This is a genomic window from Sciscionella marina DSM 45152, assembly GCF_000379465.1.
GTDB lineage: Bacteria > Actinomycetota > Actinomycetes > Mycobacteriales > Pseudonocardiaceae > Sciscionella > Sciscionella marina.
Genome location: NZ_KB905403.1, coordinates 515,707 through 538,408 on the forward strand (window position 1 = coordinate 515,707; position 22,702 = coordinate 538,408).

Sequence of the window (22,702 nt, forward strand, 5' to 3'; positions counted from 1 at the left end):
ACGTCCACCAGCCGTGGCGCCTCGGCGAATCGGCGCTGCGCGTGCTCGGCCACCCACCACCGATCTCGACACCGCCCGGCGACGCTTCCACGAACAACGACGACTGGCCCTCGACATATGAACTCACCCATCAGCCGGCCGGAATCGGCGGGAACCGCGGTATTGGCCGGCTGCGGCGACCTCGGCGCACGCGTCGGCCAACGCCTGACTCGCCTCGGTTACCGCGTGCTCGGGCTGCGCAGACATCCCGAACACCTGCCCGTGGGCATCGCGGGTCAGGCAGTCGACCTCCGCGAGCAGCGACCACAGCTGCCTGCCGACACGACCCTGGTCGTGGTCGCCCTGACCGCCGATGCGTATACCGCTTCGGCCTACCGCGACACGTACGTGACCGGATTACGGCGCGTGCTCGACGCGATCGAGGAGGATCTGCCCGCACCGCCCCGGATGCTGCTGGTGTCCTCGACCGCCGTCTACGGCGTCACGGACGGGAGCTGGGTCGACGAACAGCACCCCGCGATCCCCGCGACCGATACCGGCGCACAACTGCGGGCCGCGGAAGCATGCCTGCAGGCGCGGCAGCCGGAAGGGATCGTGCTGCGCCTCGGCGGCCTCTACGGGCCCGGCCCCAGCCGACTGGTGACCAGCGTGCGCGATGGGACCGCCACTGTCCCGGCGGCGCCGATGTTCACCAATCGGATCCACCGCGACGATGCCGCCGGTGTGATCGTGCACCTGGCCACCCGGAGGGCATCCGCGCAACGGCTGTATCTCGGCGTGGACCACGAGCCCGTCGAACGGGCCGTGGTGCTGCGGTACGTCGCCGAACTGCTCGGCGTGCCGCCACCGCCGGTCGCGGCCGAGGAGTCCGGGCGCGGCTCCGGTAAACGCTGCAGCGGCGAGCTGCTGCGCTCGACCGGGTACACCTTCAGCTATCCCACCTACCGCGAGGGCTACCGCGCCGCCCTCGAAGGGAGTCGATGACATGCGCTGCGTCGTACTCGGTGCCACCGGCTACATCGGCGGCCGGCTCGTGCCCCAGCTCCTGCAGGCCGGGCACCGAGTCCGGGTCGTAGCCCGCGATCCCGACAAACTCTCCGATGTCCCCTGGCGAGACGCGGTCGACATCGTGCGCGGCGACGTCATCGATCCCACCGACATGCACACCGCGCTGCACGGGCAACAGGTCGCCTACTACCTCGTGCACGCCCTGCACCGCACCGACTTCAGCCAGCTCGACCGCACCGCCGCCCATAACGTAGCCACCGCGGCACGCCGAGCAGGCCTGTCCCGGCTGGTGTACCTCGGCGGTATCACCCCCGCCGGCGAGGAGGCGCTCTCCGAGCACCTCGCCTCCCGTACCGAAGTCGGCCACATCCTGCTCGACTCCGGTGTCCCTACCGCGGTACTGCAGGCGGCAGTGATCATCGGATCCGGCTCGGCCAGCTTCGAAATGCTGCGCTACCTCACCGAACGGCTGCCGGTCATGGTCACCCCGCGCTGGGTGCACAACCGCATCCAGCCGATCGCGGTCCGCGATGTGCTGCATTACCTCACCCATGCCGCCGAACTGCCCAGCCAGGTCCACGGCAGCTTCGACATCGGCGGCCCGGACGTGCTCACCTACCTGGACATGATGCGCCGATACGCGGTCGTCGCCCAACTGCCGAGACGATTCGTGCTGCCCGTGCCGGTGTTGACCCCGTGGCTCTCGGCCCAGTGGGTCAACCTCGTCACGCCCGTACCACGCAGCATCGGCATCCCGCTGATCGAATCACTGGTGCACGAGGTCGTCTGCCGCGAGCACGACATCGACGCGCACATCGGCCGACCCGCCGACGGGGCGACGCACTACGAGCACGCGATCGAACTCGCCCTGACCCGCATTCGCGACGCCGAGGTGCCCACCCGCTGGTCCGACGCGACCTGGCCGGCAGCGCCATCGGATCCGCTGCCCACCGACCCGGACTGGTCCGGCGGCACCACATACCGGGATGTCCGCGAGCGCCCCACCAGCGCCACACCGGCCCGGCTGTGGCAGGTCATCGAAGCGATCGGCGGTGAACACGGCTGGTACTCCTTCCCGCTGGCCTGGACCGTTCGCGGCTGGGCCGATCGCCTCCTCGGCGGTGTGGGACTGCGCCGCGGCCGCCGTGATCCACGCCATCTGCACGTCGGTGAAGCCCTCGACTGGTGGCGCGTCGAGACCCTCGAACGCCCGCACCGGCTGCGACTGCGCGCCGAGATGAAACTCCCGGGACGCGCCTGGCTCGAACTCATCGCCGAACCGGACGACGGCGGCGGAGCCCGCTACCGGCAACGCGCCCTGTTCGAACCGCACGGCCTCGCCGGGCACCTGTACTGGAAAACCATCGCCCCCTTCCACGACATCATCTTCGGCGGCATGGCCCGCAACATCACCACCGCTGCCGAACGCATCGCCGACAACGAACCCGAGTCCCCGTGAACCGGAGCCGGTGATCCGTCGGTTCGACCACCGTAGAACGTCCGGATGCCAAGGCGATTCCCTCGCGTGCTTGGTGAAGTCCCGCGTTGGCGTATACCGCGGGCGGCCTTGTGCTGTCGGGTTTCCGGTCGGAGGCAAGCCCCGATGTGGACCGTGTGTTGCTCGCGGATCGAGGTCAGGAACCGGCCGTCGTGACGGTGTTCCCACGGATCAGTGAGATGCCCACCCGGTCGGCCGGGTCTGACGAGACGGCCGATTCCACGATCGCCGCACGGGTGGAGGCACGGCACCCTCGATGGCCGGGCTCCGTGCTGTGTTCGAGTGCCGTAGCGTTCGAGTGCCGTAGCGTTCAAGGACGCCGTAGCGCACGTCGCACGATCACCGGATGCCGGACGACCGCAGGCGCGACCCTGAGCGCGAGAAGCGTGACCGCCAACCACGGGCGCAGATGCGGTGTGATCGACCGGATACGCCCGTCCGCGGCCAGCCGCAGCACCATCGCGTCGTCAAGTCGCAGCGCGCCGATCCGAGCCTGGCCGACGACCACCCGCAGCTCGCCATCGCCGAGCTCGGCATGCCACTGCAATCGGCTCAGACGGCCGTAGATCGCCGCCAACAGCACCCGGAGGTCTTCCGCGCCGCGGAAGACCATGCGACCGGACAAGGGTGACACCAACTCGGCGTCCGAGGAGAGGGTCGCGACCATCCCGTCGATATCGTTCGCGACCGAGGCAGCTCGGAACCGGGCCACAGCGTCTTCCACACTTCCCATTGTGTCATCACGCGGACCGCGAAGCCCGCGATCAATCCACCGTTCCAAGACGGGCTGCCTGCCACCCAGTACAGCGCAGATCGGTGCCGCTGACGCCCGAATCGCGGTCTCCTCGGCTGAGCTGCCGGTGCTGGATCGTGTCAGGCTGGGCGGGGTGTGACCTCGGTGCCTGCGCTCCAGATGCGGCGGATGGCGCGGGTGCGGGTGATGTCGTGTAACGGGTCGCCGTCGATGAGCAGAAGGTCGGCACGTTGTCCTGGCCGGATGGTGCCACGATCGGTGAGGCCGAAGTGGCGAGCGGGCAGAACGGTCGCCGCTTGCAGGGCTTCTGCGGTGGAAAGACCGGCATCGACGAGCAGTTCCAGTTCGTGGTGGAGTCCTGGTCCGTGTGGCACGGGGTTCGGTATCGGCGCGGGACCGGCGAAGGCGTCGGTGCCGGCGAGGACGGGTATTCCTCCGGTGTGCAGGGCGGTGACGCTGTCGCGGCTGTAGGTGTATTCCTCGCCGGGCAGGGCGACAGCGGTGATGACGGCTTCCATCATGGCCAGTGTCGGCACGGCGGCCTGTTGCTGTTCGCGCATCTGCGCGATCGTGTCGGGATCGAGCACGCCGTCGCGGGGCACGTGGGTGATGATGTCGGCACCGGCTCGCACGGCGCGCCGGTAGGCGTCGAGGGCGGAGGCGTGCGCGACGGTGAGTTTGCCGTGCGCTTTGCCCGCGGCGATCACGGCGTCGATGGTGGCCTGGCCGAGCAGGTCTGCTTCGATGACGATCTTGATGTAGTCGGAGCCCTCGGCCACCCGGTCGGCGACGAAGGTTTCGGCCTGGGCGGGATCGGTGAGGATCGCCTCGGTGGGCATGCCGGGCATGCGGGCGTGGTTGCCGCCGGGGCCGATGGCGGGCAGGCCCGCGCTGCGGATATCCGGGATGTGGCCGCGAAAGGAGTCGGTCTTGTTCCGGGGCCAGCAGGCCATGTCGAGCGCGGTGGTGATGCCGTGCCCGGCGAGAGCGGCCAGCTCCGGTGGCGCGTTGAGGTGTACGTGGGCGTCGAACAGTCCGGGAAGCAGCGTCGCGCCCGCGCCGTCGATCGTGTCGGCCGTGCCGGGCCCGCCGTGCGGTGTGCCGATGACATCGCCGTCGATGGTGACGGTGGTGGGTTCGGTCAGGTGCTCGGTGTCGAACACGCGGACGTTGGACAGCGTGGCTTTCATGGTCCCTCCGTCATTCGGCCCTCGGTGAGAAGGCGTTGTGCGTTGCGGGTGGTCAACTGCCGCCAGTCGGTGTGCCCGGCCGGTTCCGGGGCACGGTCGAGCGCGGCGATCTGCTCGCTGACCGCCGGCCGCGGTGTCCAGCAGTAGTCGCTGCCGTAGAGCAACCGTTCGGTGCCCACGAGCTGGGCGAGGGCGGGTGCCTGGGCGGGGAAGGGGGTACCGGCGAGGTCGTACCAGAGCCCGGCGAGCAGCGTGCGGGTGTCGGCTCGGCCGTCCTGCGATGTGAAAGCGGTGCGGAACAGCTCGATGCGGTCGGCCAGCATGGGGAGTGTGCCGCCGCAGTGTGGGATCACGAACCGGATGCGCGGGTAGCGCTGCAGCGCGCCGGTGAGCAGTAGGTCGGTGACGGTGCGGGTGGATTCGAATGGGAATTCGAGCATCGGGCGGGGCCGCTGGGGACTGAGCGCCCGCCAACAGCTCGGTGAGGTGGGATGGACGAAAGCGACGGCGCGGCGTTCGTCCAACGCGGCCAGCAGGGGCGCGAAGTGGGGGTCGCCGAGGTAGTTCCCGGCGATGTTGGATTCCAGGATCACTCCGGCGGCGTCGAGTTCGTCGAGGGCGCGGTCCAGTTCGGCCAGGCTGGCGGGGATGTCCGGCAATGGCAGGGAGGCGAATTGGCGGAACCGGCCGGGGTGAGCGCGTTCGAGATCGGCGGCGAAGTCGTTGACCTGGCGTGCCAGCTCTGCGGCGGCCCGGTCGTCCCCGAAATGCACGCCCGGTGAGGAAACCGAGATCACCGCGGTGCGGATGCGGTGGGCGTCCAGCAACGCCAGGTGCGCCTCAGGACTCCAGTCCGGCCAGCCGGGCATGCCGTCGGGGTGCTCGTGCCCTGCCTCGCGGGCCTCGGTGCGGTAGCGGTCGGTGAGAAAGTGCGCGTGCACATCGATGAGCTCGTCCTCGGCCATGTCGATCTCCCATCCGGGTTCAGCCCCGGGTTCGTACCGGTGTCCGGTGGCTTCGATAGGCAACGGGAATCGTGAGCCGCCGGAGCCGACGGTGTCGAGGCGACCGGTCAGTGGACGGTCCCGTTTTCGAGGCGGGCCAGCGTGTCCTCGTCGAGTGCGATATCGCCCGCCGCGGTGTTCTCCATGAGGTGCCCGGTGCTCCCGGTTCCCGGGATGAGCATCGTATTCGGTGCGTGCGCCAGCTGCCAGGCGAGACCGATCTGCGTCGGCGTCGCGCCGAGTTCCTCCGCGACGGCGGTCACGGCGGGTGCTTCGGTGACTTTGGGGAGATCGGCGTATCCGCCACCGCCGAGCGGGAAGTAGGGCACCCAGGCGATGCCCTCGTCCCGGCAGGCCGTCAACAGTGGTTCGAAAGCGCGGTCGAGCAGGTGGTAGATGTTCTGCACACACGTGATGCCGATCGGGCTCGCGGTGTGGAATTGCTCCACCGTGATGTGGCTCAGACCGATACCGAGGATCTTGCCCTCGTCCCGCAGCATTGCCAGTTCGGACAGCTGATCCTGCAGTGGCACGATCTGGTCTCCTTCGGCAAGCAGACCGGGCCGATAATCCATGCGGCGCAGGTACACCACGTCAAGCCGATCGGTATCCAACGTCGCCAGATTGGCCTCGATGGCCTCGCGCAGCTCATGGGGCTGTTGTGCGGCTGTCAGCGGTATGGCCCCTGGGACGGGTTTCGCACCGGCCTTGGTGGCCAGCACCACCTCGTCGCGTACGTCCCCCAATGCCGCGCGCAGCAACCGGTTGGCCAAGCCGTCGCCGTAGAACTGCGCGGTGTCGAAGTGCCGCACCCCGAGCTCGAATGCCCGGCGCAACAGCGCCACCGCCTCGGTCCACCCGGCGGTGCTCGTCGCCCGCCTGGCGAGCTGCCCCATGCCATAGCCGATCCGCGGCAGCGAGCGGCCGGCGAAGGGGAACACTCCACCAGGGAAAGCAGGCGTACGAGAAAGACTGTTCATCACTGGATGCTAATGCGGCGGCGCCGGTCGCCGCACATCGCCGCACCGCTGGACAATGACCGGTAGTTATCGACATGTCGTTCCAGGCAGGCAGATGGATTCGGCAAGGAGATATCTGATGGGGCGAAAGCATTGCGGACTTTGACGGGACGGATCGGCGCGGCGCCGGCGGCTTCGGTCCTTCCGTTGTCGCGGGCCACTGCGGCGCCGAGCTCACCGCGGTCATGTCCCCAGTGAAGTTCGCCGTGCGCCTGCGATCCGGCCCGGTCCACGGCGACTGGTTCCAGAACCCGGCCCGCTGGTCGCCGGGACCAGGGCGGCGGTTCACCCTCGTCGATCAGCACCCGGACGCGTGCCGCGAGCAAGGTACGACAGCGATCACCGGCGAAGGCAAGTGTGCTGAATCGAGACCCATGACAAATCTCAGTGGTCACCGTGGTGTCTGCGGTTTACCGTGAGTGACGTGGAAAGGGGGTACGGCATGGTCGTTCCGGCGCTCTTCTGGGTTTTTCAGATCACTGTGGGGCTGTGGATCCTCGCCGAGATCGTGCTGCAGGTCGTGCAGTTCCGGCGCGGTGCACGGGCACGTACGACGGAATGGCGTAGCCTCGGCGCGATCGTTCTCGGTATCGCGCTCGGCGATGTCCTTGCGGGGCTCGCGCGGCGCTTCGTTCCGGTATTGGCTGCGCATATTCCGTGGGTTGTCGCGTTCTCTGTCGCGTTGCCGGTGCTCTGGTTCGGGATCGGGTTCCGGTTGTGGGCCATGCGAACGCTCGGCCAGTTCTTCCGTGGGGTGGTGCACGTGCAGGAGGGGCACCGGTTGGTCAGCGCGGGGCCGTACCGGATGCTGCGGCATCCTTCCTATACGGGTGCGCTGATCGCGGTGGTCGGGATTTGCCTGCTGTTCAACAACTTTCTCGCGATGATCGCCTTCGCGGGATGCGCGTTCGCCGGGATCTACTATCGAATCCGGGTCGAGGAGCGGGTGCTGATCGAGGGGCTCGGCGCCGAATACGCCGAATACCGCAAGCACACCAAGCGGCTCATTCCCGGCGTGTGGTGACCGCGGACGTCGGCCGGGAGCTCCCGTGGTGTCCGGGCCGCGCTGCCCGGAGCGCCGGGAAGCGCGGGATGCCGAAGGCATCATCGATGCTCCGGGTCCGGTGCGGACCAAGGCAGCAGCGAGGTGTCGCGTACGGCGGCCCGATGCTTTGTGCGCTCGCCCCCGCTCATCCCGTCGACCAGAGCGGATACGCGTGCGCGCAGTATGCGGCGAGGCCCCGGGCGAACGACGCGAGCAGGTCGGCGGTGTAGTGACTCGCCCGCCACGCGGCCGTGAGCGTCATCGTCAGCGGTTTGCCGTCCGGGCCGTGTATGAGCAAGGGTTCGATGCCGTAGCGCGGATCCTCGGAGACGACCGCGACGCCGTGCCCTGCAGCGGCCAGCGCCTGGGCGAGCAGCGGATTCGTCGTCTGGGACAGTGCCGTGTAGCGGCCGTCCATCGCTTCCACGGCGCGGTCCAGGATGCCGCGTGTGTGGTGCTCGGCGGTCGGTAGCAGCAGCGGTTCGGCCACCAGTTCGTCCAGGCCGACGTGGCGGCGCCGCTCGGTGTGCCAGGGGTGGTCGGGCGGCGTGTACACCCACAGTGGCGGGTGCCCGACGGTCAGGGTTTCGGTACCGACCGGTGGTGGGCTCGCCGACACGGCGAGGTCCGCGCCGCTGGCAAGCGCGGTGTACGGTGCCTCGCCGGTGGCTTCCAGGACGTCCACGTGTGGCCCGTCCCGGCCCGCCGACACCACGTAGGGGGCGATCACGTCGGCGACCGTTGCCGAGGGGGCGGCAATCGTCAGGCGGGGCGGCACACCGTCTGCCAGGGCACGCAACAGGGACGCCGCGCTATCGGCGCGGGCCACCAGGTCGCGGGCGACCGGCAGGAATCGGTGCCCGGCGGCGTTCAACCGCAACCGCGTTCCACCTCGCTCGAAAAGGCTCACCCGAAGGCTCGCTTCCAGGGCGCGCAGCTGCCGGGACAGCGACGGCTGGGTGACGTGGACCTGCTGGGCGGCGCGGGCCGTGGATCCGGTGTCGACCACGGCGAGGAAATACCGGACGTGTCGTAGATCCATGGGTGTGTCTCCGTCCACTGCGGTGGGGTTCATGCGAGCTCTACGCCTGATGGGCATCGGTGCCCTGCGAACTGAGTATTGGACAGCATCGGCGAGTTCTTCAAGAATCACGCGGTATCTCCGTCGGCTACACCCGACCCTGCCGTCCTACGTTAGGCGCTCACCATGCCTCTCAGCCGTCGCGCCCTGTTCGGCGTCGCAGCCACCGGCGTTGCCAGCGCCATCGCGCCTGCTGCCGCTGCCGTGCCGACCGCCGTACCGGTGCCCGCCGATCGCCGCCGGCGGACCCTGCTCACCGCCGGCGAACTGCGTGACGGCAAGGCCACCGCCCCGGTCGACGACTCCGCGTTCGCGTTCCCGGTCGGTGCCGCCGCGCCGCGTCACCACTTCAGCGGTTCCCTCGTGCTCGACGCCGACGACAAGAGCGGCGGCTGGGCTGTTCTCAAGGACGAGGTGGGGGTGACGGCCTCGGCGGCGTACGAATCGCTGCCGAGGATGGACCTGACCTTCGTGCAGACCGGCACCCACCTCATTCCGGTGACCCAGGGACTGCAGTACACCGGACACGCTGCCTGGAACGTCATCATCGGTCCCGGCCGGATGTGGCATGAGACCGGCGACGGCGGTGCCGACCGGGCCGCGTTCCCGTTCACCCTCTGCCACCGCAATTCCAATGACACCTTCAGCGGTGCCATGACGTTCCTTTTCGATGGCGATGGTGTCAGCGACGTCCGATTCCAGATCACCCAGGAAATCTGTACCTGGCTCAATTTCGATCGATGGGGACAGCGGGCGGCCGCCTACGTCCCGAAAACCGTTCCCGGGGCCGATCGCATCCGCCGCGCTCACCTGGCCGAGGTCGCGGGCCGCATCCCGGTGCGGCCGCTGGAGAGTCTTGCCGCCGACTATCCGAAGGCCGGGATCGATACCGCCAGCTTCGGCCGTGGCGTCACCACGGACGCGATCAGCGCCCTCGGCGTCTACTACGACGGCGTCAACTACACCGCCGAGGCCCGCACCCGCCACGGCGTCTACGCCTTCCCCGAATCCCTGCGCCTGGCCGCATATTCGCTCGCCAAGACGGCCCTCACGAATCTGGCGCGGTTGCGTCTGTCCCACAAGTACGGGGAGGACGTCGGGGCGCTGCTCGTCAGGGACCTCGTGCCAGAGGCCGCCGACTCGCGGGGTGACTGGTCCACCGTCACCGTTGACGACGCTCTCGACATGGCGACCGGCAATTACGCTTCCGCCGGGTACGAGGTCGACGAGGACGGCAAAGGGATGGACGACTTCGTCCTGACCGAGCCCGAGACCACCAAGACCACCCTCGCCTTCGACTGGCCGCACGCCACCGAGCCAGGGACCTACTGGAACTACCGCACTTCGGATGTGTACATCGCGGCCCTCGCGCTCTCGAACTACCTCAGGCGAAAGGAGGGCGAGGATGCCGACCTCTATACGTTCCTGGACGAGGAGGTATACCAGCCGGCCGGGCTCAGCGCCGGGTTCCGCGCCCAATGCCTGCGCACGGACAACAGCGCCCGCGGACAGCCGCTCGGTGGATACGGCCTGTACTTCACACCGGACGACGCGGCGAAGCTGTCCCGGTTCCTGAACGTGCACCTGGGGCGCGCCGGTGACCGCCGACTCCTCGACAGGAAGGCCCTGTCGGCCTCGCTGCAGCGCGATCCCGAGGACCGCGGTCTGCCCTGTTCGTCCTCCGGCAAGTCCTATCTGCACTACCACCAGTGCACCTGGGCCGCACACGTCGAGGCGGCGAACCCGGCGTTCACTGAATACGGGTACGCGGAAGGCACCGACTTCTGGGTGCCCTCGATGTCCGGTGTCAGCGGCAACGAGATCGTGATGATGCCCAACGGTGCGACCTACTACTACTTCTCGGACAACACCGAGTATGCGTACTTCTGGCCGGTCTTCGAACTGCACAAGCTGCCCGCGGCCGAGGGCACACCGGGTGTGTGACGTGACTTCGGCGCCAGTCGGCCGGTGCGAGCGCTCGTTGCCCGTTCCCCAACACCAGGCGAACACCGGCCTGGATCGTGTCGGCTCGAATTGTCCGCCGGAGGCAACGAAGAAATCCGGGAGAGTTCCCTGACGACCTGTTCTCCGCACCTGTCCGCATCGTGTCTGCTCTGCCTCATTGGCTGGTGATCCGCGCCGTGTCCCGTCCGCTGCCGCTGATTCTTGTCCAGGCGCCTGGTCGCCTTGCCGACGACGTGACGGGTTTCGCCGCCGACGTCGAGCGGCGGGTGAAGCCATGTGCGCCCGGCGCCCTCGTCGTCTATCCGGAACTGCACCTCGGCGAGAGTGCCCCCGGCGTCCCTGCCGCCCCCGAAGATGCCGCCGAACCGGTCGACGGCAAGCGCGAGGCCGCCTTTTCACAGCTTGCCGGGGATCTCGGCGTCTGGCTGGTGCCGGGAAGCGGCTACGAACGCGGCGCTGACGGCCATGTGTACAACACGGCTCCGGTCTACTCGCCCGGGGGCAAGCGTCTGGCCGCCTACCGCAAGGCCTGCCCCTGGCGTCCGTACGAGACGGTCCGGCCGGGCAGCCGGTTTCAGGTGGTGGACCTACCCGGCATCGGCCGGATCGGCATCTCCATCTGCTATGACACCTGGTTCCCGGAGATCTCTCGGCATCTGGCGTGGATGGGGGCCGAGCTGATCGTCAACGTGGTGCGCACCGCCACCAGCGATCGTGCCCAGGAGGAGGTCTTGAACCGGGCGAATGCCATCGCCAACCAGGTCTTCGTCGCCAGCGTCAACGCCGCCGCCCCTTCCGGTGTCGGCCGCAGCCTGCTGGCCGATCCCCAAGGCACGGTCCGCTCCCAGGCCGCTGGCGACGGGGATCTCACCCTCACCGATGTCGTCGACCTCGATGAGGTCACGAACGTACGCCGCTACGGCACCGCCGGGCTCAACCGGATGTGGGAGCAGTTCCGCCCTGGTGACCCGGTCCTGGAATTGCCGCTGTACGGGGGTCGTATCGACCCCGCCGTCTGGGCCACCAGCCCGTGGATCCCGGCCACCTGACCCTTTCCGTCCGGACTCGTGCCCCGCCATCCGAGGAGCCTGCGCGATGAGTGACCAGAACCTGCGACTCAAGGGTGAGCTGAGTCTTTCCTCCGTCGTCCTGTTCGGCCTGGCGTACATCTCGCCGGGCATCGTCGTCACCACCTTCGGCGTGATCGCCGCCACCAGCGACGGCACCGCTCCCACCGCGTATGCGATCGCCACCGTCGCGATACTGCTGACCGCCCTGTCCTACGCGAAGATGGCGCGCGTCGTGCCGGGCGCCGGGTCCGTGTATTCGTATGCCCGCAAGATGCTCGACAGCCGTATCGGCTTTCTCGCCGGCTGGGCGATGCTCCTCGACTATTTTTTCATCCCGATGGTCGGCTGGCTGATCCAGGCGACCTACTTCCAGGCCCAGTTCCCGGCCGTACCACGGTGGGTCTGGCTGATCCTGATCATCGCGCTGACCACCGGCGTCAACGCCTTCGGTATGAAACTCGCCGACCGGGTCAACAAGGTCCTGATGGCCGTCACCGTCGGCTCGCTCATCCTGTTCACCGCACTGTGCCTCGTCTACCTCGGCCACGACAACACCGGCCCGGTCACCGACGCCGTATGGAATTCCCACACTTCCATCGGTGCGATCACCGCGGCCGCCGCCATCGCCGCCTATTCCTTCCTCGGCTTCGACGCGATTTCCACCCTCGGCGAGGAAACCAAGGACGGCGCCGGAACCATCGGCCGCGGCATCATCGCCTGTGTCATCGCCACGGGCGGGATCTTCCTCGTGCTCTCGTTCGTTCTCCAACTCGTCCACCCGGGCGGCCAGTTCGCCAACGAGGACGCCGCCGCCTGGAGCATCAAAGTCCTGATCGGCGGGCAGACCTACGCCAACATCGTCAACTTCATCTCGGTCGCTGGTGGCGTCGCCTCCTGCATCGCACTGCAGGCCTCCACCGCCCGCCTCATGTACGTCATGGGCCGCGACGGCGTGCTACCCCGACCCGTGTTCGGCCGGCTCGCACCGAAGCTGGGCACGCCCATCACCGGGCTGTTGCTGACCGCCGCCGCCGGTGTCATCGCGATGACACTCGACCTGGCCACCGCCACCTCCTTCATCAACTTCGGCGCGTTCCTCGGCTTCGCCTTGGTCAATGTCTCCGTCATCGCCTACCTGTTCCGCGAGCGGAAAGCAGGCCGCCGCCACAACCTGTTCAACTTCCTCGTCCTGCCACTGGCCGGTGCCGCTGTCTCGGTGTATCTGCTGAGCCAACTGGGCGCCACGGCACTCAAGATCGGCGTGGTGTGGCTGGTGATCGGCCTCATCTACCTGGCGTTCCTCACCAAGGGATTCCGCAGGCCCACACCCGAGATGACCCTGGACGAGCACGCGTCGCCGGGCTCGCCCGACGACACCTCGCTGGCCCGGGAGCGATGATCACCGGTCTCGGTGATACGGCGGTCACTGTGTTGCCCGGTGGCTGGGGCGGGCTCGGTGCAAGTGGTACCCATCCGCCCCGGGCTCGGCACCGAACCAGGAGTAAGAGACAGTCATCCAGACCAAGGTGCGCACCACATGCAGCCACGCTATCTGCTCACCCTTGCCGCGGTCCTGCTGTTGGCCGGGTGTACCGGCGCGGAGGCACCGCACCCGCGTCCACCGGCCGCCGAACCCGCGGTCGCGCCGCCGCTACGTACCCAGCCCGCGGGGCGGGTGATGCCGGTCGGCGCGTCACCGGAAGGGATCGTCGTGGACGCGAGGACTCGGCGGGTCGCGGTCGGTGCCCGCGAACCGGATGCGCTGGTGTTGGTAAACGCCGACACGCACGCGGTCGCCGAACGGATCCGGTTGCCCGGTCACCTGCGGCATCTTCAGCTGGCCGCGCCGGGGGGACCGGTGCTCGTGCCGGACGAGAACGCGAACAGGCTGCTGGAAATCGCCCCGTCGAATGGGAAGGTGACCGCGAGCGTGCCGACCGGACCGTCACCGCATGATGCGACGAGCGCCGCGAACGGCACCGTGTTCGTCGCCAACGAGGCAGGGCACAGCGTCGTCGCGGTGCGCGGCACCACCGTGGTGCACCGGTTCACCGAATCGCCGCAGCCCGCGGGGCTCGCCGCGGTGGGCGACCAGGTAGCGCTGGTCGATGTGGCCGACGACAGCCTGCGCTTGTTCGACGCGGCGACGCTTCGGCAGACCGCGCGGTTGCCCGCGGGCGATGGCCCGACGCACCAGGTCGCCGACCGGCACGGCCGGTTCGTGGTCGTGGACACGAGGGGCGGTGCGCTACTGGTCTACTCGAGCGGGCCGAGCCCCCGGCGGATAGCGCGGATGCCGTTGCCGGGTAAGCCATACGGGGTTACTTACGACCGGATGCGCGATCGGGTGTGGGTGACGCTGACCGCGCGCAACCAGCTCGTCGGCGTCGACACCTCGGGGGCGCGGCCGCGCGTGGTCGCGCGCCTGCCGACGGTCCGCCAGCCCAACAGCGTGGGAGTCGACGCGGCCACCGGTCGGCTGTGGGTCACCGGCACCGCAACCGGGCAGTTGCAGAGCATCGACGCCGATGCGTATTAGCATCGGGGGATGCGGGTACTGATCACCGGTGGGGCCGGGTTCATCGGGTCACACATCGCGGAGCTGCTCGCCGGGCAAGGGCACGAGCCGGTGGTGCTCGACGCGCTGCTGCCTGCCGCGCACGGCGATGGTGACGTTCCGGAGTGGATCGACGAGAACACACTGGTGCGTGGCGACGTGCGGGACCCGGACGTGTTGCGCGAGGCGCTGCGCGGTGTGGACGTGGTCTGTCATCAGGCGGCGATGGTCGGGCATGGGGTGGATCCCACGGATGCGCCGGACTACGCGGCGCACAATGATCTCGGCACCGCGACGCTGCTCGCCGAGATGTATCGCGCCGGGGTCACCCGCCTGGTGCTGGCCAGCTCCATGGTGGTCTACGGGGAAGGGCGCTATCGCTGTTCCCGGCACGGCATCGTGTCACCGGGTCCGCGTGACCGGGCGGACATCGAGGCGGGCCGGTTCGAGCCGCCGTGTTCGCGTTGTGGTTCGACGCTGGAACCGGAACTGGTTCCCGAGGACGCGCCGGTGGATCCGCGCAGCACCTACGCGGCCACCAAGTTGGCACAGGAACATCTGGCCGGGGCGTGGGCACGCCAGAGTGGTGGTGCTGTTCACGCCATGCGTTACCACAACGTGTACGGCCCCCGGATGCCGCGCGACACACCGTATTCCGGGGTTGCCTCGATCTTCCGCTCGGCGCTGGAGCGCGGTGTCGCGCCGACCGTACTGGAGGACGGCGCCCAGCGAAGGGATTTCGTGCACGTGCGCGATGTGGCGATCGCGGTTGCCCTCGCCGTGCAGGCGCAAGCCGAACCGGGGCGCTGCACGCCGCTGAACGTCTGCTCGGGTCAGCCGCACACCGTCGGCGAGATGGCCGCCACGCTCGCCGAATGCATGGGTGGGCCGAGCCCGCGGATCGCCGGTGGGGCCCGGTCCGGCGATGTACGGCACATCGTCGCGGATCCGGGGCGCGCGCAGCGTGAGCTCGGTTTCCGTGCCGCGATCGGGTTCACCGAAGGCATGGCCGAGTTCGCCACCGCGCCGCTGCGTGCGCCGGCTACCAGATCGTGAACAGCAGGTGGTTCACCAGCAACGCGAGTACCCCCTGCGCGGCGAGCCAGTATCTCGCCTGCCCGCGGGGGATCGCGGCACACGGGATCAGGAGCCACACCGCGAACGGAAGCCAGATTCGTTCCACCTCGGCCTTGCTCATCCCGGAGTAGTCCGAGGCGGCCACCGCGATCGCGGCGGCCGCGGCCAGCAGCACCGCGATCAACGGCAACCGTTTCGGATTCGCCACCATTCGGCGCACACCCACGACAACGGCCGGTCCGAGCGCGAACAGCAGCGCGGCGATGTTCGACCAGACGAAGTAGCTGTACGGCCTTGTCTTCGCGACACTGTCCGCGTAAACGATCCGCACCAGGTCGAAACCGGTGAACCACCAGAATCCGAGAGCCGTGAACGCGCCGACGACCGCCACTACCCCGAGAACGGCGAACGCCGCGCCGAGCCAGCGTCTCGTCACCGCGAACACGGCGATCGGCAGCAGTGCCGCCGTGGCGAGCCCGTAGGACAGGTACAGCGAGTACCCGAGCAACACACCGCCACCGAAGGCGACGAACCGGCGCGGCCAGCTCGAGGCGGCGCAGCCGAGCGCCACCAGAGCGACACCCCAGGCGAGGATCCCGGCGAACATGCCATCCGCCGAGACGCCGACCCAGACCGCCCCGGGAAACAGCACGGCGAAGGGCAGTACCCGCCGGGCGAGATCCTCACTGGCAAGCGCACGCAGGGTCACCGCGACCGCGACCGCCGCGGAGGCGCCGATCAGGATGGTCACCATGCCCGCGCCGCCACCGCCGAGCCCGAGCAGGTGCATCGACACGTACAACAGGAATGCGCCGGGTGGATGCGCGCCGACGTGCATCGACCACGGTGCGGGCGTGTCGGTCAGCACGTGCTGGCTGAACTGCCCGAGCATCGCCACGATGTCGTGCACCCGGCCCACATCGTGGTAGTACTCCTTGTCCGAGGTCAGCCGGCCGGCGATGCCGACGTCCCACCCGTCGACCAGCGCGAGCGCGGTCGTCCAGGCCACCGAGATCAGATACGCGGCCGTGAGCAGCACCGGCCAGCGAAGTCGCACGGCCAGCTCGGGACCGCGAATCACCAGCACCGCGGCGAGCAGCACGGCGGGTACGGTGCCCGAGCCCCAGTGTGGGGCCCACCCGGCCAGCAGTGGTGGCCAGCCGAGGAAGATGTCCACCCCTCGAGCGCGCAACTGCCAGCCGCCGAGCGCGGCGATCACCACGAGCACGACCGCCAGCGCCACGACGAACAGGTCCAGGGCGGGGCCCAGCCAGCGCCGAGGGCCTGCCCGGGTCGCGTGTTCGCGCTCGTGTTCCACGGCGGTCATCACGTCACGGTAACCACCGGCGGCAGGCCTGCGGGCACTTCATGCGAACAATCACCGCAACCGGGCAATCCCCGCGGCCTTCGCCTCCGAATCAACGAACATGGTGTTCTCCATCGAAGTGATCTTGCCGTGCTTGGACGAGGCGGAGTCGCTGCCCGGCGTGCTCGCCGAGCTCCCCACCGGTTTCCAGCCGCTGGTCGTCGACAACGGGTCGACCGACGGCACTCCGGGCATTGCGCGCGAGCACGGGGTACCGGTGGTGCACGAGCCACGTAAGGGCTACGGTGCCGCCGTCCACAGTGGCCTCGAGCAGGCTCGCACCGAGCTGGTCGCCGTGCTCGACGCGGACGGTTCACTCGACCCGGGCGTGCTGCCCGAACTCGCCGAGGCCGTCGAGTGCGGGCGGGCGGATCTGGCGGTCGGCAGGCGGATTCCGGTTCGCCGGGGCGTGCAACCCTGGCACGCCCGCGCGGGCAACGCCCTGCTGGCGGCCTTGTTGCGGCGCCGAGGCGCGCCGGTGCACGACATCGCCCCGATCCGGGTCGCGCGGCGAAAGGCACTGCTCGAGCTCGGAGTCGTCGACCGTGGCTTCGGGTACCCGCTGGAGCTGCTGAGCAAAGCGGCCGAGGCGGGCTGGCGCATCCACGAGACCACCGTGGATTACCGCCCGCGTACCGGCGGCCGGTCCAAGGTTTCCGGTTCGGTCACCGGAACGGTGCGCGCCGTGCGCGATATGGCGAAGGTGATGCGCGGATGAACCACGTGATCCTGGTCCTGGCCAAGGCTCCGCGAGCGGGTGCGGTCAAGACGCGGCTGTGCCCGCCGGCGACCCCCCGGGCGGCCGCCCGCATCGCCGCGGCCGCCTTGCTCGACACACTCGACGCCGCGGCGGCGACACCGGATGCCCAGCTCGCCGTCGCGCTCTCCGGCGACCTCGACGACGCCGAGGACCGCGTCGCGCTGCATGCCGCACTCGGCGCATGCACTGTCTTCGCTCAACGAGGGGACAACCTCGGCGAGCGGATCGTGGCGGCGCACGCCGAGGTTGCCGCGCGGTTTCCCGGCATGCCGGTGCTGCAGATCGGGATGGACACCCCGCAGGTCACCCCGAGCGTGCTCCGTTCCGGTGCGGCGCCGCTCGTGGCGGGCACCAGCGATGCGGTGTTCGGGCACGCCGAAGACGGCGGCTGGTGGCTGCTCGGACTGCGCGATCCACTGCGGGCGAGGCTGATCATCGAGGTGCCGACGTCTCGTCCGGACACGGGGGCCCGTACCGAGGAAGCCTTGCGCGCTGCCGGGCTCAGCATCCATGCCCTCCCCGTGTTGTCCGATGTGGACACCGGCAAGGACGCGGTCGCCGTCGCCGCGAACGCACCGCACGGCCGGTTCGCGGCCGCGGTCGGGGCCCTGCTGTGAACAGCGGGATCCGTGACGCCGACTTCGAAGCGGCGCTGGGCGGCACCATGACCGTACTGCAGCGCTGTGACGGGACCTCCGTTCCGTTGCCCGCGCACCGCTGGCACGCCGATGCCGAACAGCACGACCGCTGGTTGCTCGACCGCTGCGCCGGTGCCACCATCGACCTCGGCTGTGGACCGGGAAGGCTGGTGCGCGCACTGGTCGCCCGCGGCGTGCACGCACTCGGCGTGGACATCGCGGCCGGTGCGCTCGCCGCGTGCACCCGCAACGGTGCTCCGGTGCTGCGACGTGATCTGTTCGGCCCACTGCCACACGAGGGCGCGTGGAGCCGGGTGCTGCTCGCGGACGGCAACATCGGTATCGGCGGTGACCCGGTGGCGTTGCTGCGGAGGACGACGATGCTGCTGGTGGACGGTGGCACGATCCTGGTGGAGCTGGCCGGGCCCGGCGAGCACAGCTGGACCGGCTTCGCCCGGTTGACCGACGGTGAGCGAGGCGGACCGTGGTTTCCGTGGGCCGTTGTCGGCGCCGACAGCATCGCGGCCGTCGCCGCCGAGGCCGGACTGCGGGTCTGCGAGCTCACCCATAACCTCGGCCGCTGGTTCGCCGAACTCACCGCGGACGGCGGGCGCGCCGGATGAGGAAACACCGGGCGGTTCGGCTGGCGCAACCCGTTGCGGGGGCCGTGGGCCCGCCTTCGGCCGGACGACTCCCGGCGAGTCCGCTGCACCTGCCCAGGACCGCCCGGCCCGCGCGGTCGCTCGCCAAGCCCCTGGGGCCTTCACATTCCTTTACCCGTGCAGCGATGCGGGACCGGCGGATTGCTTCGGTCAGCTCGCGGCGCGATGACCGGATCGTTCGGCGTGTAGTCCCGGGTTCCCGAATGCGGGCCCGGTAGGCGAGTTCTCCGTCGGCGCGTAGCACGGTTCCTGTGGTGTGGGCGGATTCGTCCGAGGCGAGGTGGACGGGTGCTCGCTGGCGATGGTCGGTAGTGGATCCTGCGATCGCCGGGCGGCTTCATCGAGTTTTCCTGCGAGTGGCCGGTGATCGCGACAGATGCCTTCTCGGTGAGGGACTCGCGGGCGGTTTTGGGGCCGATTTCGCTCGGTTGGCGCCGCGCTCGATGGCATGTGGGTGTGCTCGGGCGTGTTTGTCAGGGTTCGGTTTCCAGGTCGGCGAGCAGTTTCAGGGCTTCTCGGCGGCGGGTGTGGCCTTTTGTGTCAGTACGACCAGTTTCGATCGTGCTGAGTGTGGGTCTGGTGTGACTTCGAGAAGTCCGAGGGCGACCAGGCGGTGCTTACGCCGATCAGCCGGGCGAGCTCGGACATCCGGGCAGCCATCTTGTGTGAAAGAAGGATTTCTGTCCCATGAATATTGTTCGGCACGAGCTTGTTCGTGAACGGGTTCGCGGCGCACGGCAGCAGCAAGAAAGCAACCCGAACTCCCTGTTGAGCTCCGACACGATGAATCCCCCATTGCGGCGCGGTGTCCAGCGCTGCCTTTTCGCCAGATCGTGATCGTTTCCGTGCCGCGACACCGGGCACACTGCCGGTCAGTGCGAGGTCGTGGCACGCAGGGTGCCGAGGGCCGTGGCGCCGGTCGATTCGGGCGCGGCGGAGTAGACGATCATCGATTGATCGGTGTCGGGCAGCAGCAGGGTGTCGCAGTCCAGGGTGAGCGTCCCGAGATCGGAGTGCTCGATCGTCTTGCGCATCGACCGGGACGTCGTGGAGCGTCCTTCCTCCCACATGCTCCAGAATCGCTCGCTGCCGTCGAGCAGGTTCTCGATCAGTATGCGAAGGTCCGGGTCGTGTGGGTAGCGCGAGCGCGCGGTGCGCAGCAACCCCACGGACTGCTGGGCCGTCGTTTCGACCTCCTCCGGGGTGGACGCGACGTGACTGACACCTGAACCGAGAAACCGCTGCCAGATGATGTTGCGTTGTCCATCGGGCCAGCGCATGAGATCGCCGAACAGCGCGCGGGCCATGGAGTTCTGCGCCAGTACATCGCCCTTGGCCGACAGTACGAGCGCGGGCAGGTCGCTCAGCCGTTCCAGAAGCCGCAGTACGCTCGGCCGCAACGACATCTCGATCCGGCCGGACAGCGGCGGCGAGCTGCCCGCCAGCCGGAAGACCTGGTCGCGTTCGTCGCGCTCGAGCCGGAGTGCCCGGGTCAGGGCGGTGAGCACCTGGGCGGACGGCTGTGGTCCGCGGCCTTGCTCGAGACGGACCACGTACTCGACGCTGAGCCCGGCGAGCTGGGCCACCTCCTCACGGCGCAGGCCGGCGACTCTCCTTCTGGGACCGCTGGGGAGGCCGACGTCCTCGGGCGCGATGCGTGCGCGGGCGGCCTTGACGGCGCGGGCGAGCTCGATGCGGTCCATTCGCCCATTCTCCTACCCGGCGGCGCGGACATCCTGGAACGGCCAGTACCACTCTCGGGCGTACCTGGATGGCGTCTCGCCCCCTGCCTAGCGTCGAAGCATGAGCAACTCACAACGAACTCCGAACACCGCCACTGCCCTGATCACCGGCGCCAACAAGGGCATCGGCTACGAGACCGCCCGGCGGCTCGGCGAGCTGGGCTGGCACGTCTTCCTCGGCGCGCGTGACGAGGTCCGAGGGCAGGAGGCTGCCGAGCGGCTCACCGCCCAGGGCGCGAATGTGACGTTCGTGCCGCTGGACGTGACCTCCGACGACTCCGTCGCCGCGGCCGTCGAGGCCGTGCGGGAGCACAGCGACCGGCTCGACGTCCTGGTCAACAATGCCGGGATCACCGGCGAGCAGGTCGGTCCCATGGACCAGCTGATCACACCCGAGGAGACGCTGCCACAGCACCTCGTCCCCGTCCTCCGCGTCAACGTCCTCGGCCCGGTCCGTGTCACCCACGCGTTCTTGCCGCTGCTGCGTGCCGCGGAGGACCCGCGGGTGGTGATGGTCTCCAGCGGCGCTGGTTCGCTGACGGTCGCGACGGACCCGGAGCGGCCGGAATCGGCCGTCGCGCACCTGATGTACCCGGTGTCCAAGGCGGCCCTGAACATGCTCACCGTCCAGTACGCCAACGGCATCCCCGACGTCCGGTTCAACCTGGCCGACCCCGGTTTCACCGCCACCGACCTCAACCACCATCAGGGCACCCAGACCGTCACCGAGGGCACCGACGCGATCGTCGCGTTCGCCACCACCTCACCCGGGCCGACCAGGCAGTACAGCGACCGCAACGGCAACGTCCCGTGGTGAGGGCAGTCGAGATGACCGGCGGCACCGTACCCACCTTCTCGATGGCCGAACGGGACCGGCGGTGGGACCTGGCGCGGGCATTCATGGCCCGCCAGGGCCTCGACGCGCTGCTGATCTTCGGTGAGCACGAAGACGCCGGCCCGGCGCCGTTCGCCTACGACACCTGGTTCACCAACGGCCGGGCCGGTACCACCGTCGTCTTCCCGCGCGAGGGCGAACCGGTCTCGCTGCTCCCGATGGAGATGTTCACCAAGGACCACCTCGAATCCGCCCGCCGAGGCGACACCATCTGGATTTCGCCGGAGAACCTGCGCATGTCCCGTGACTCCAGCGTGGTCACCGCCACCCTCGACGAGTGGGGGCTGGAGAAGGCGACGATAGGGGTCGTCGGCCTGGAGCCCTATCCGCCCTGGCATCCCGAGGGCATCGTGCCCTACCGGCTCTGGAACAGCGTCCTGGCCGCCTTCCCCGCAGCCGAGTTCACGCCGGTGGGGATGGCTCTGTCCCGGCTCATCATGGCGCTGGGCCCCGAGGAGATCGCCGTGGTACGTCACTCGGCGCGCATCGGTGACGCCATGGTGCGGGCCATGGTGGAGACCGCCGCCGCTGGTGTCCCGGAGAGCGAGGTGTACGCGGCCGGAATGGCTGCGGGATATGCTCGTGGAACCACCCCCGCGGCCATGCACTTCTGGACGGGCCCCGCCCCGCTCGCGTCGGGTCCGCCGCCGTGGAGCTATCGCCCGCAAGCCCCTCGTGTCCTGCGGTCCGGCGAGGTCATCTCAGCCGAGGTGTTCAGCAATGTCGCCGGTCGCCACACACAGCACCAGGTCACCATCACCATCGGTGAACCGCACCAGGACCTGCGGCGCGCCGCCGACGTCGCCCGGGCCGCGTACGACGCCGGACTGGACGCCTTGCGCCCCGGACGGACGTTCGGCGAGGCCGTCTCCGACATCCGCAAGCCGTACGCCACCGCCGGAGGATGGGAATTCGGCCCCGCCGTCCACACACTCAACCCGATGATCGCGGCGAGTGGTTTTCCCAACGACGCCAGCCGTCGTATGGCCGGCGCCGATGCCTACCCGCCCGAGGACGACCACCGCCCCACCATGGCCGCGGACCTGGAACTCGAACCCGGAATGACCTTCGCCCTCGAACCCAACTACGCCTACGGACGGCACCTTGCCTACCTCGGCGGCACGGTGCTCGTCGGCGACGACGGTCCGATCGAGCTGAACCCGTACACGGCGCGGATCCTCCGCGCCGAGGGCGTCCCGGCCTGAGGTCCGTCGAACGCCTTGTTCATCGGCTGGACAGCACGTCCCTGATGCGGGCAGCGCCGGAGTGTTCCGTCAGCCGTTGCCGTACGTCGTCGGCGCGGACAGCGCGAACAGCTTCGTCCTTTCCGAGAACGAGGACCGGCTGAGACTCTTCGGCGATGCTCGCTGA

The 22,702-nt window shown here is 69.0% G+C and carries 21 protein-coding genes; 13 read left to right on the top strand and 8 right to left on the bottom strand.

The annotated features are described in order from the left end of the window. Positions 1-117 precede the first annotated feature (117 nt). Together A37U_RS0127170 and A37U_RS0127175 are read left to right on the top strand one after the other, a co-directional pair. Positions 118-984, top strand: a complete 867-nt coding sequence (locus A37U_RS0127170) for an NAD-dependent epimerase/dehydratase family protein (RefSeq protein WP_020499829.1) — start codon at positions 118-120, stop codon at positions 982-984. Between the two features lies 1 nt (position 985). Further along, positions 986-2,467, top strand: coding sequence for an SDR family oxidoreductase (locus A37U_RS0127175; RefSeq protein WP_020499830.1), 1,482 nt, complete (start codon positions 986-988; stop codon positions 2,465-2,467). A gap of 349 nt (positions 2,468-2,816) precedes the next feature. On the opposite strand, the gene A37U_RS0127180 is transcribed toward A37U_RS0127175, so the two are convergent. From A37U_RS0127180 to A37U_RS51920, 5 genes are all read right to left on the bottom strand, one after another. Continuing rightward, the gene (locus A37U_RS0127180) at positions 2,817-3,239 is read right to left on the bottom strand and encodes a nuclear transport factor 2-like protein (RefSeq protein WP_020499831.1); all 423 of its coding nucleotides are present in this window, start codon (positions 3,237-3,239) and stop codon (positions 2,817-2,819) included. Between the two features lie 140 nt (positions 3,240-3,379). Next, positions 3,380-4,450, bottom strand: coding sequence for an amidohydrolase family protein (locus tag A37U_RS0127185; RefSeq protein WP_020499832.1), 1,071 nt, complete (start codon positions 4,448-4,450; stop codon positions 3,380-3,382). Continuing rightward, on the bottom strand, positions 4,447-5,415 hold the full coding sequence (locus tag A37U_RS0127190; protein WP_026197652.1) for an amidohydrolase family protein: 969 nt from the start codon (positions 5,413-5,415) through the stop codon (positions 4,447-4,449). Before A37U_RS0127190 ends, A37U_RS0127185 begins: the two co-directional genes overlap by 4 nt. A 107-nt stretch (positions 5,416-5,522) precedes the next feature. Then, complete coding sequence (locus A37U_RS0127195) at positions 5,523-6,434, bottom strand: aldo/keto reductase (protein ID WP_040588777.1); 912 nt, start codon at positions 6,432-6,434, stop codon at positions 5,523-5,525. Beyond that, positions 6,434-6,778, bottom strand: coding sequence for a hypothetical protein (locus tag A37U_RS51920; RefSeq protein ID WP_169526944.1), 345 nt, complete (start codon positions 6,776-6,778; stop codon positions 6,434-6,436). Before A37U_RS51920 ends, A37U_RS0127195 begins: the two co-directional genes overlap by 1 nt. Before the next feature lie 119 nt (positions 6,779-6,897). Here A37U_RS51920 and A37U_RS0127200 point away from each other — a divergent pair, with 119 nt between their 5' ends. After that, positions 6,898-7,497, top strand: a complete 600-nt coding sequence (locus A37U_RS0127200) for a methyltransferase family protein (RefSeq protein WP_026197653.1) — start codon at positions 6,898-6,900, stop codon at positions 7,495-7,497. A gap of 166 nt (positions 7,498-7,663) precedes the next feature. Here A37U_RS0127200 and A37U_RS0127205 read toward each other — a convergent pair whose 3' ends face one another. After that, positions 7,664-8,560, bottom strand: a complete 897-nt coding sequence (locus A37U_RS0127205) for a LysR family transcriptional regulator (protein ID WP_020499836.1) — start codon at positions 8,558-8,560, stop codon at positions 7,664-7,666. Positions 8,561-8,725: 165 nt separating this feature from the next. On the opposite strand from A37U_RS0127205, the gene A37U_RS45490 reads away from it, so the two are divergent. The 5 genes from A37U_RS45490 to A37U_RS0127230 all read left to right on the top strand — a co-directional run bounded on the left by A37U_RS45490 (position 8,726) and on the right by A37U_RS0127230 (position 15,247). Then, positions 8,726-10,543, top strand: coding sequence for a serine hydrolase domain-containing protein (locus A37U_RS45490; protein WP_020499837.1), 1,818 nt, complete (start codon positions 8,726-8,728; stop codon positions 10,541-10,543). A gap of 185 nt (positions 10,544-10,728) precedes the next feature. Continuing rightward, complete coding sequence (locus A37U_RS0127215) at positions 10,729-11,613, top strand: carbon-nitrogen hydrolase family protein (RefSeq protein WP_240437679.1); 885 nt, start codon at positions 10,729-10,731, stop codon at positions 11,611-11,613. A gap of 46 nt (positions 11,614-11,659) precedes the next feature. Then, positions 11,660-13,033, top strand: coding sequence for an APC family permease (locus tag A37U_RS0127220; protein ID WP_020499839.1), 1,374 nt, complete (start codon positions 11,660-11,662; stop codon positions 13,031-13,033). A 138-nt stretch (positions 13,034-13,171) separates the two neighbouring features. Further along, positions 13,172-14,173, top strand: coding sequence for a Vgb family protein (locus tag A37U_RS0127225; RefSeq protein WP_020499840.1), 1,002 nt, complete (start codon positions 13,172-13,174; stop codon positions 14,171-14,173). Between the two features lie 9 nt (positions 14,174-14,182). Beyond that, positions 14,183-15,247: an NAD-dependent epimerase/dehydratase family protein gene (locus A37U_RS0127230; protein ID WP_020499841.1), complete on the top strand. Its 1,065-nt coding sequence runs from the start codon at positions 14,183-14,185 to the stop codon at positions 15,245-15,247. On the opposite strand, the gene A37U_RS0127235 is transcribed toward A37U_RS0127230, so the two are convergent. Beyond that, positions 15,234-16,595: a hypothetical protein gene (locus A37U_RS0127235; RefSeq protein ID WP_020499842.1), complete on the bottom strand. Its 1,362-nt coding sequence runs from the start codon at positions 16,593-16,595 to the stop codon at positions 15,234-15,236. The two genes, A37U_RS0127230 and A37U_RS0127235, sit on opposite strands and share 14 nt — an antisense overlap. A 100-nt stretch (positions 16,596-16,695) precedes the next feature. Between A37U_RS0127235 and A37U_RS0127240 the strand changes: the two genes are divergently transcribed. The 3 genes from A37U_RS0127240 to A37U_RS0127250 are packed head-to-tail and all read left to right on the top strand — an operon-like array spanning position 16,696 to position 18,655. Beyond that, complete coding sequence (locus tag A37U_RS0127240) at positions 16,696-17,352, top strand: glycosyltransferase family 2 protein (RefSeq protein ID WP_020499843.1); 657 nt, start codon at positions 16,696-16,698, stop codon at positions 17,350-17,352. Beyond that, a complete protein-coding gene (locus tag A37U_RS0127245) occupies positions 17,349-18,011 on the top strand; it encodes a TIGR04282 family arsenosugar biosynthesis glycosyltransferase (protein ID WP_020499844.1) in 663 nt (220 codons plus the stop codon). The genes A37U_RS0127240 and A37U_RS0127245 overlap by 4 nt, the downstream gene beginning before the upstream one ends. Beyond that, positions 18,008-18,655 (top strand): methionine biosynthesis protein MetW, encoded by a 648-nt coding sequence (locus A37U_RS0127250; RefSeq protein ID WP_020499845.1) that lies wholly within the window; start codon positions 18,008-18,010, stop codon positions 18,653-18,655. Before A37U_RS0127245 ends, A37U_RS0127250 begins: the two co-directional genes overlap by 4 nt. A gap of 911 nt (positions 18,656-19,566) precedes the next feature. On the opposite strand, the gene A37U_RS0127255 is transcribed toward A37U_RS0127250, so the two are convergent. Beyond that, positions 19,567-20,397 carry a helix-turn-helix transcriptional regulator gene (locus A37U_RS0127255; RefSeq protein WP_020499846.1) on the bottom strand — a complete coding sequence of 277 codons (831 nt, stop codon included), beginning with the start codon at positions 20,395-20,397 and terminating at the stop codon, positions 19,567-19,569. 100 nt (positions 20,398-20,497) lie between these two features. Between A37U_RS0127255 and A37U_RS0127260 the strand changes: the two genes are divergently transcribed. Both A37U_RS0127260 and A37U_RS0127265 read left to right on the top strand, forming a co-directional pair. Beyond that, positions 20,498-21,253: an SDR family NAD(P)-dependent oxidoreductase gene (locus A37U_RS0127260; protein ID WP_020499847.1), complete on the top strand. Its 756-nt coding sequence runs from the start codon at positions 20,498-20,500 to the stop codon at positions 21,251-21,253. Next, positions 21,250-22,536: a M24 family metallopeptidase gene (locus tag A37U_RS0127265; RefSeq protein WP_157183040.1), complete on the top strand. Its 1,287-nt coding sequence runs from the start codon at positions 21,250-21,252 to the stop codon at positions 22,534-22,536. Before A37U_RS0127260 ends, A37U_RS0127265 begins: the two co-directional genes overlap by 4 nt. Positions 22,537-22,702 lie beyond the last annotated feature (166 nt).

Bases quoted from the DNA above. Each gene is read 5' to 3' on its own strand.
- A37U_RS0127170 (WP_020499829.1), top strand. From the start codon at position 118: ATGAACTCACCCATCAGCCGGCCGGAATCGGCGGGAACCGCGGTATTG.
- A37U_RS0127175 (WP_020499830.1), top strand. From the start codon at position 986: ATGCGCTGCGTCGTACTCGGTGCCACCGGCTACATCGGCGGCCGGCTC.
- A37U_RS0127180 (WP_020499831.1), bottom strand. From the start codon at position 3,239: ATGGGAAGTGTGGAAGACGCTGTGGCCCGGTTCCGAGCTGCCTCGGTC.
- A37U_RS0127185 (WP_020499832.1), bottom strand. From the start codon at position 4,450: ATGAAAGCCACGCTGTCCAACGTCCGCGTGTTCGACACCGAGCACCTG.
- A37U_RS0127190 (WP_026197652.1), bottom strand. From the start codon at position 5,415: ATGGCCGAGGACGAGCTCATCGATGTGCACGCGCACTTTCTCACCGAC.
- A37U_RS0127195 (WP_040588777.1), bottom strand. From the start codon at position 6,434: ATGAACAGTCTTTCTCGTACGCCTGCTTTCCCTGGTGGAGTGTTCCCC.
- A37U_RS0127205 (WP_020499836.1), bottom strand. From the start codon at position 8,560: ATGGATCTACGACACGTCCGGTATTTCCTCGCCGTGGTCGACACCGGA.
- A37U_RS45490 (WP_020499837.1), top strand. From the start codon at position 8,726: ATGCCTCTCAGCCGTCGCGCCCTGTTCGGCGTCGCAGCCACCGGCGTT.
- A37U_RS0127220 (WP_020499839.1), top strand. From the start codon at position 11,660: ATGAGTGACCAGAACCTGCGACTCAAGGGTGAGCTGAGTCTTTCCTCC.
- A37U_RS0127225 (WP_020499840.1), top strand. From the start codon at position 13,172: ATGCAGCCACGCTATCTGCTCACCCTTGCCGCGGTCCTGCTGTTGGCC.
- A37U_RS0127230 (WP_020499841.1), top strand. From the start codon at position 14,183: ATGCGGGTACTGATCACCGGTGGGGCCGGGTTCATCGGGTCACACATC.
- A37U_RS0127235 (WP_020499842.1), bottom strand. From the start codon at position 16,595: ATGACCGCCGTGGAACACGAGCGCGAACACGCGACCCGGGCAGGCCCT.
- A37U_RS0127240 (WP_020499843.1), top strand. From the start codon at position 16,696: ATGGTGTTCTCCATCGAAGTGATCTTGCCGTGCTTGGACGAGGCGGAG.
- A37U_RS0127245 (WP_020499844.1), top strand. From the start codon at position 17,349: ATGAACCACGTGATCCTGGTCCTGGCCAAGGCTCCGCGAGCGGGTGCG.
- A37U_RS0127255 (WP_020499846.1), bottom strand. From the start codon at position 20,397: ATGGACCGCATCGAGCTCGCCCGCGCCGTCAAGGCCGCCCGCGCACGC.
- A37U_RS0127260 (WP_020499847.1), top strand. From the start codon at position 20,498: ATGAGCAACTCACAACGAACTCCGAACACCGCCACTGCCCTGATCACC.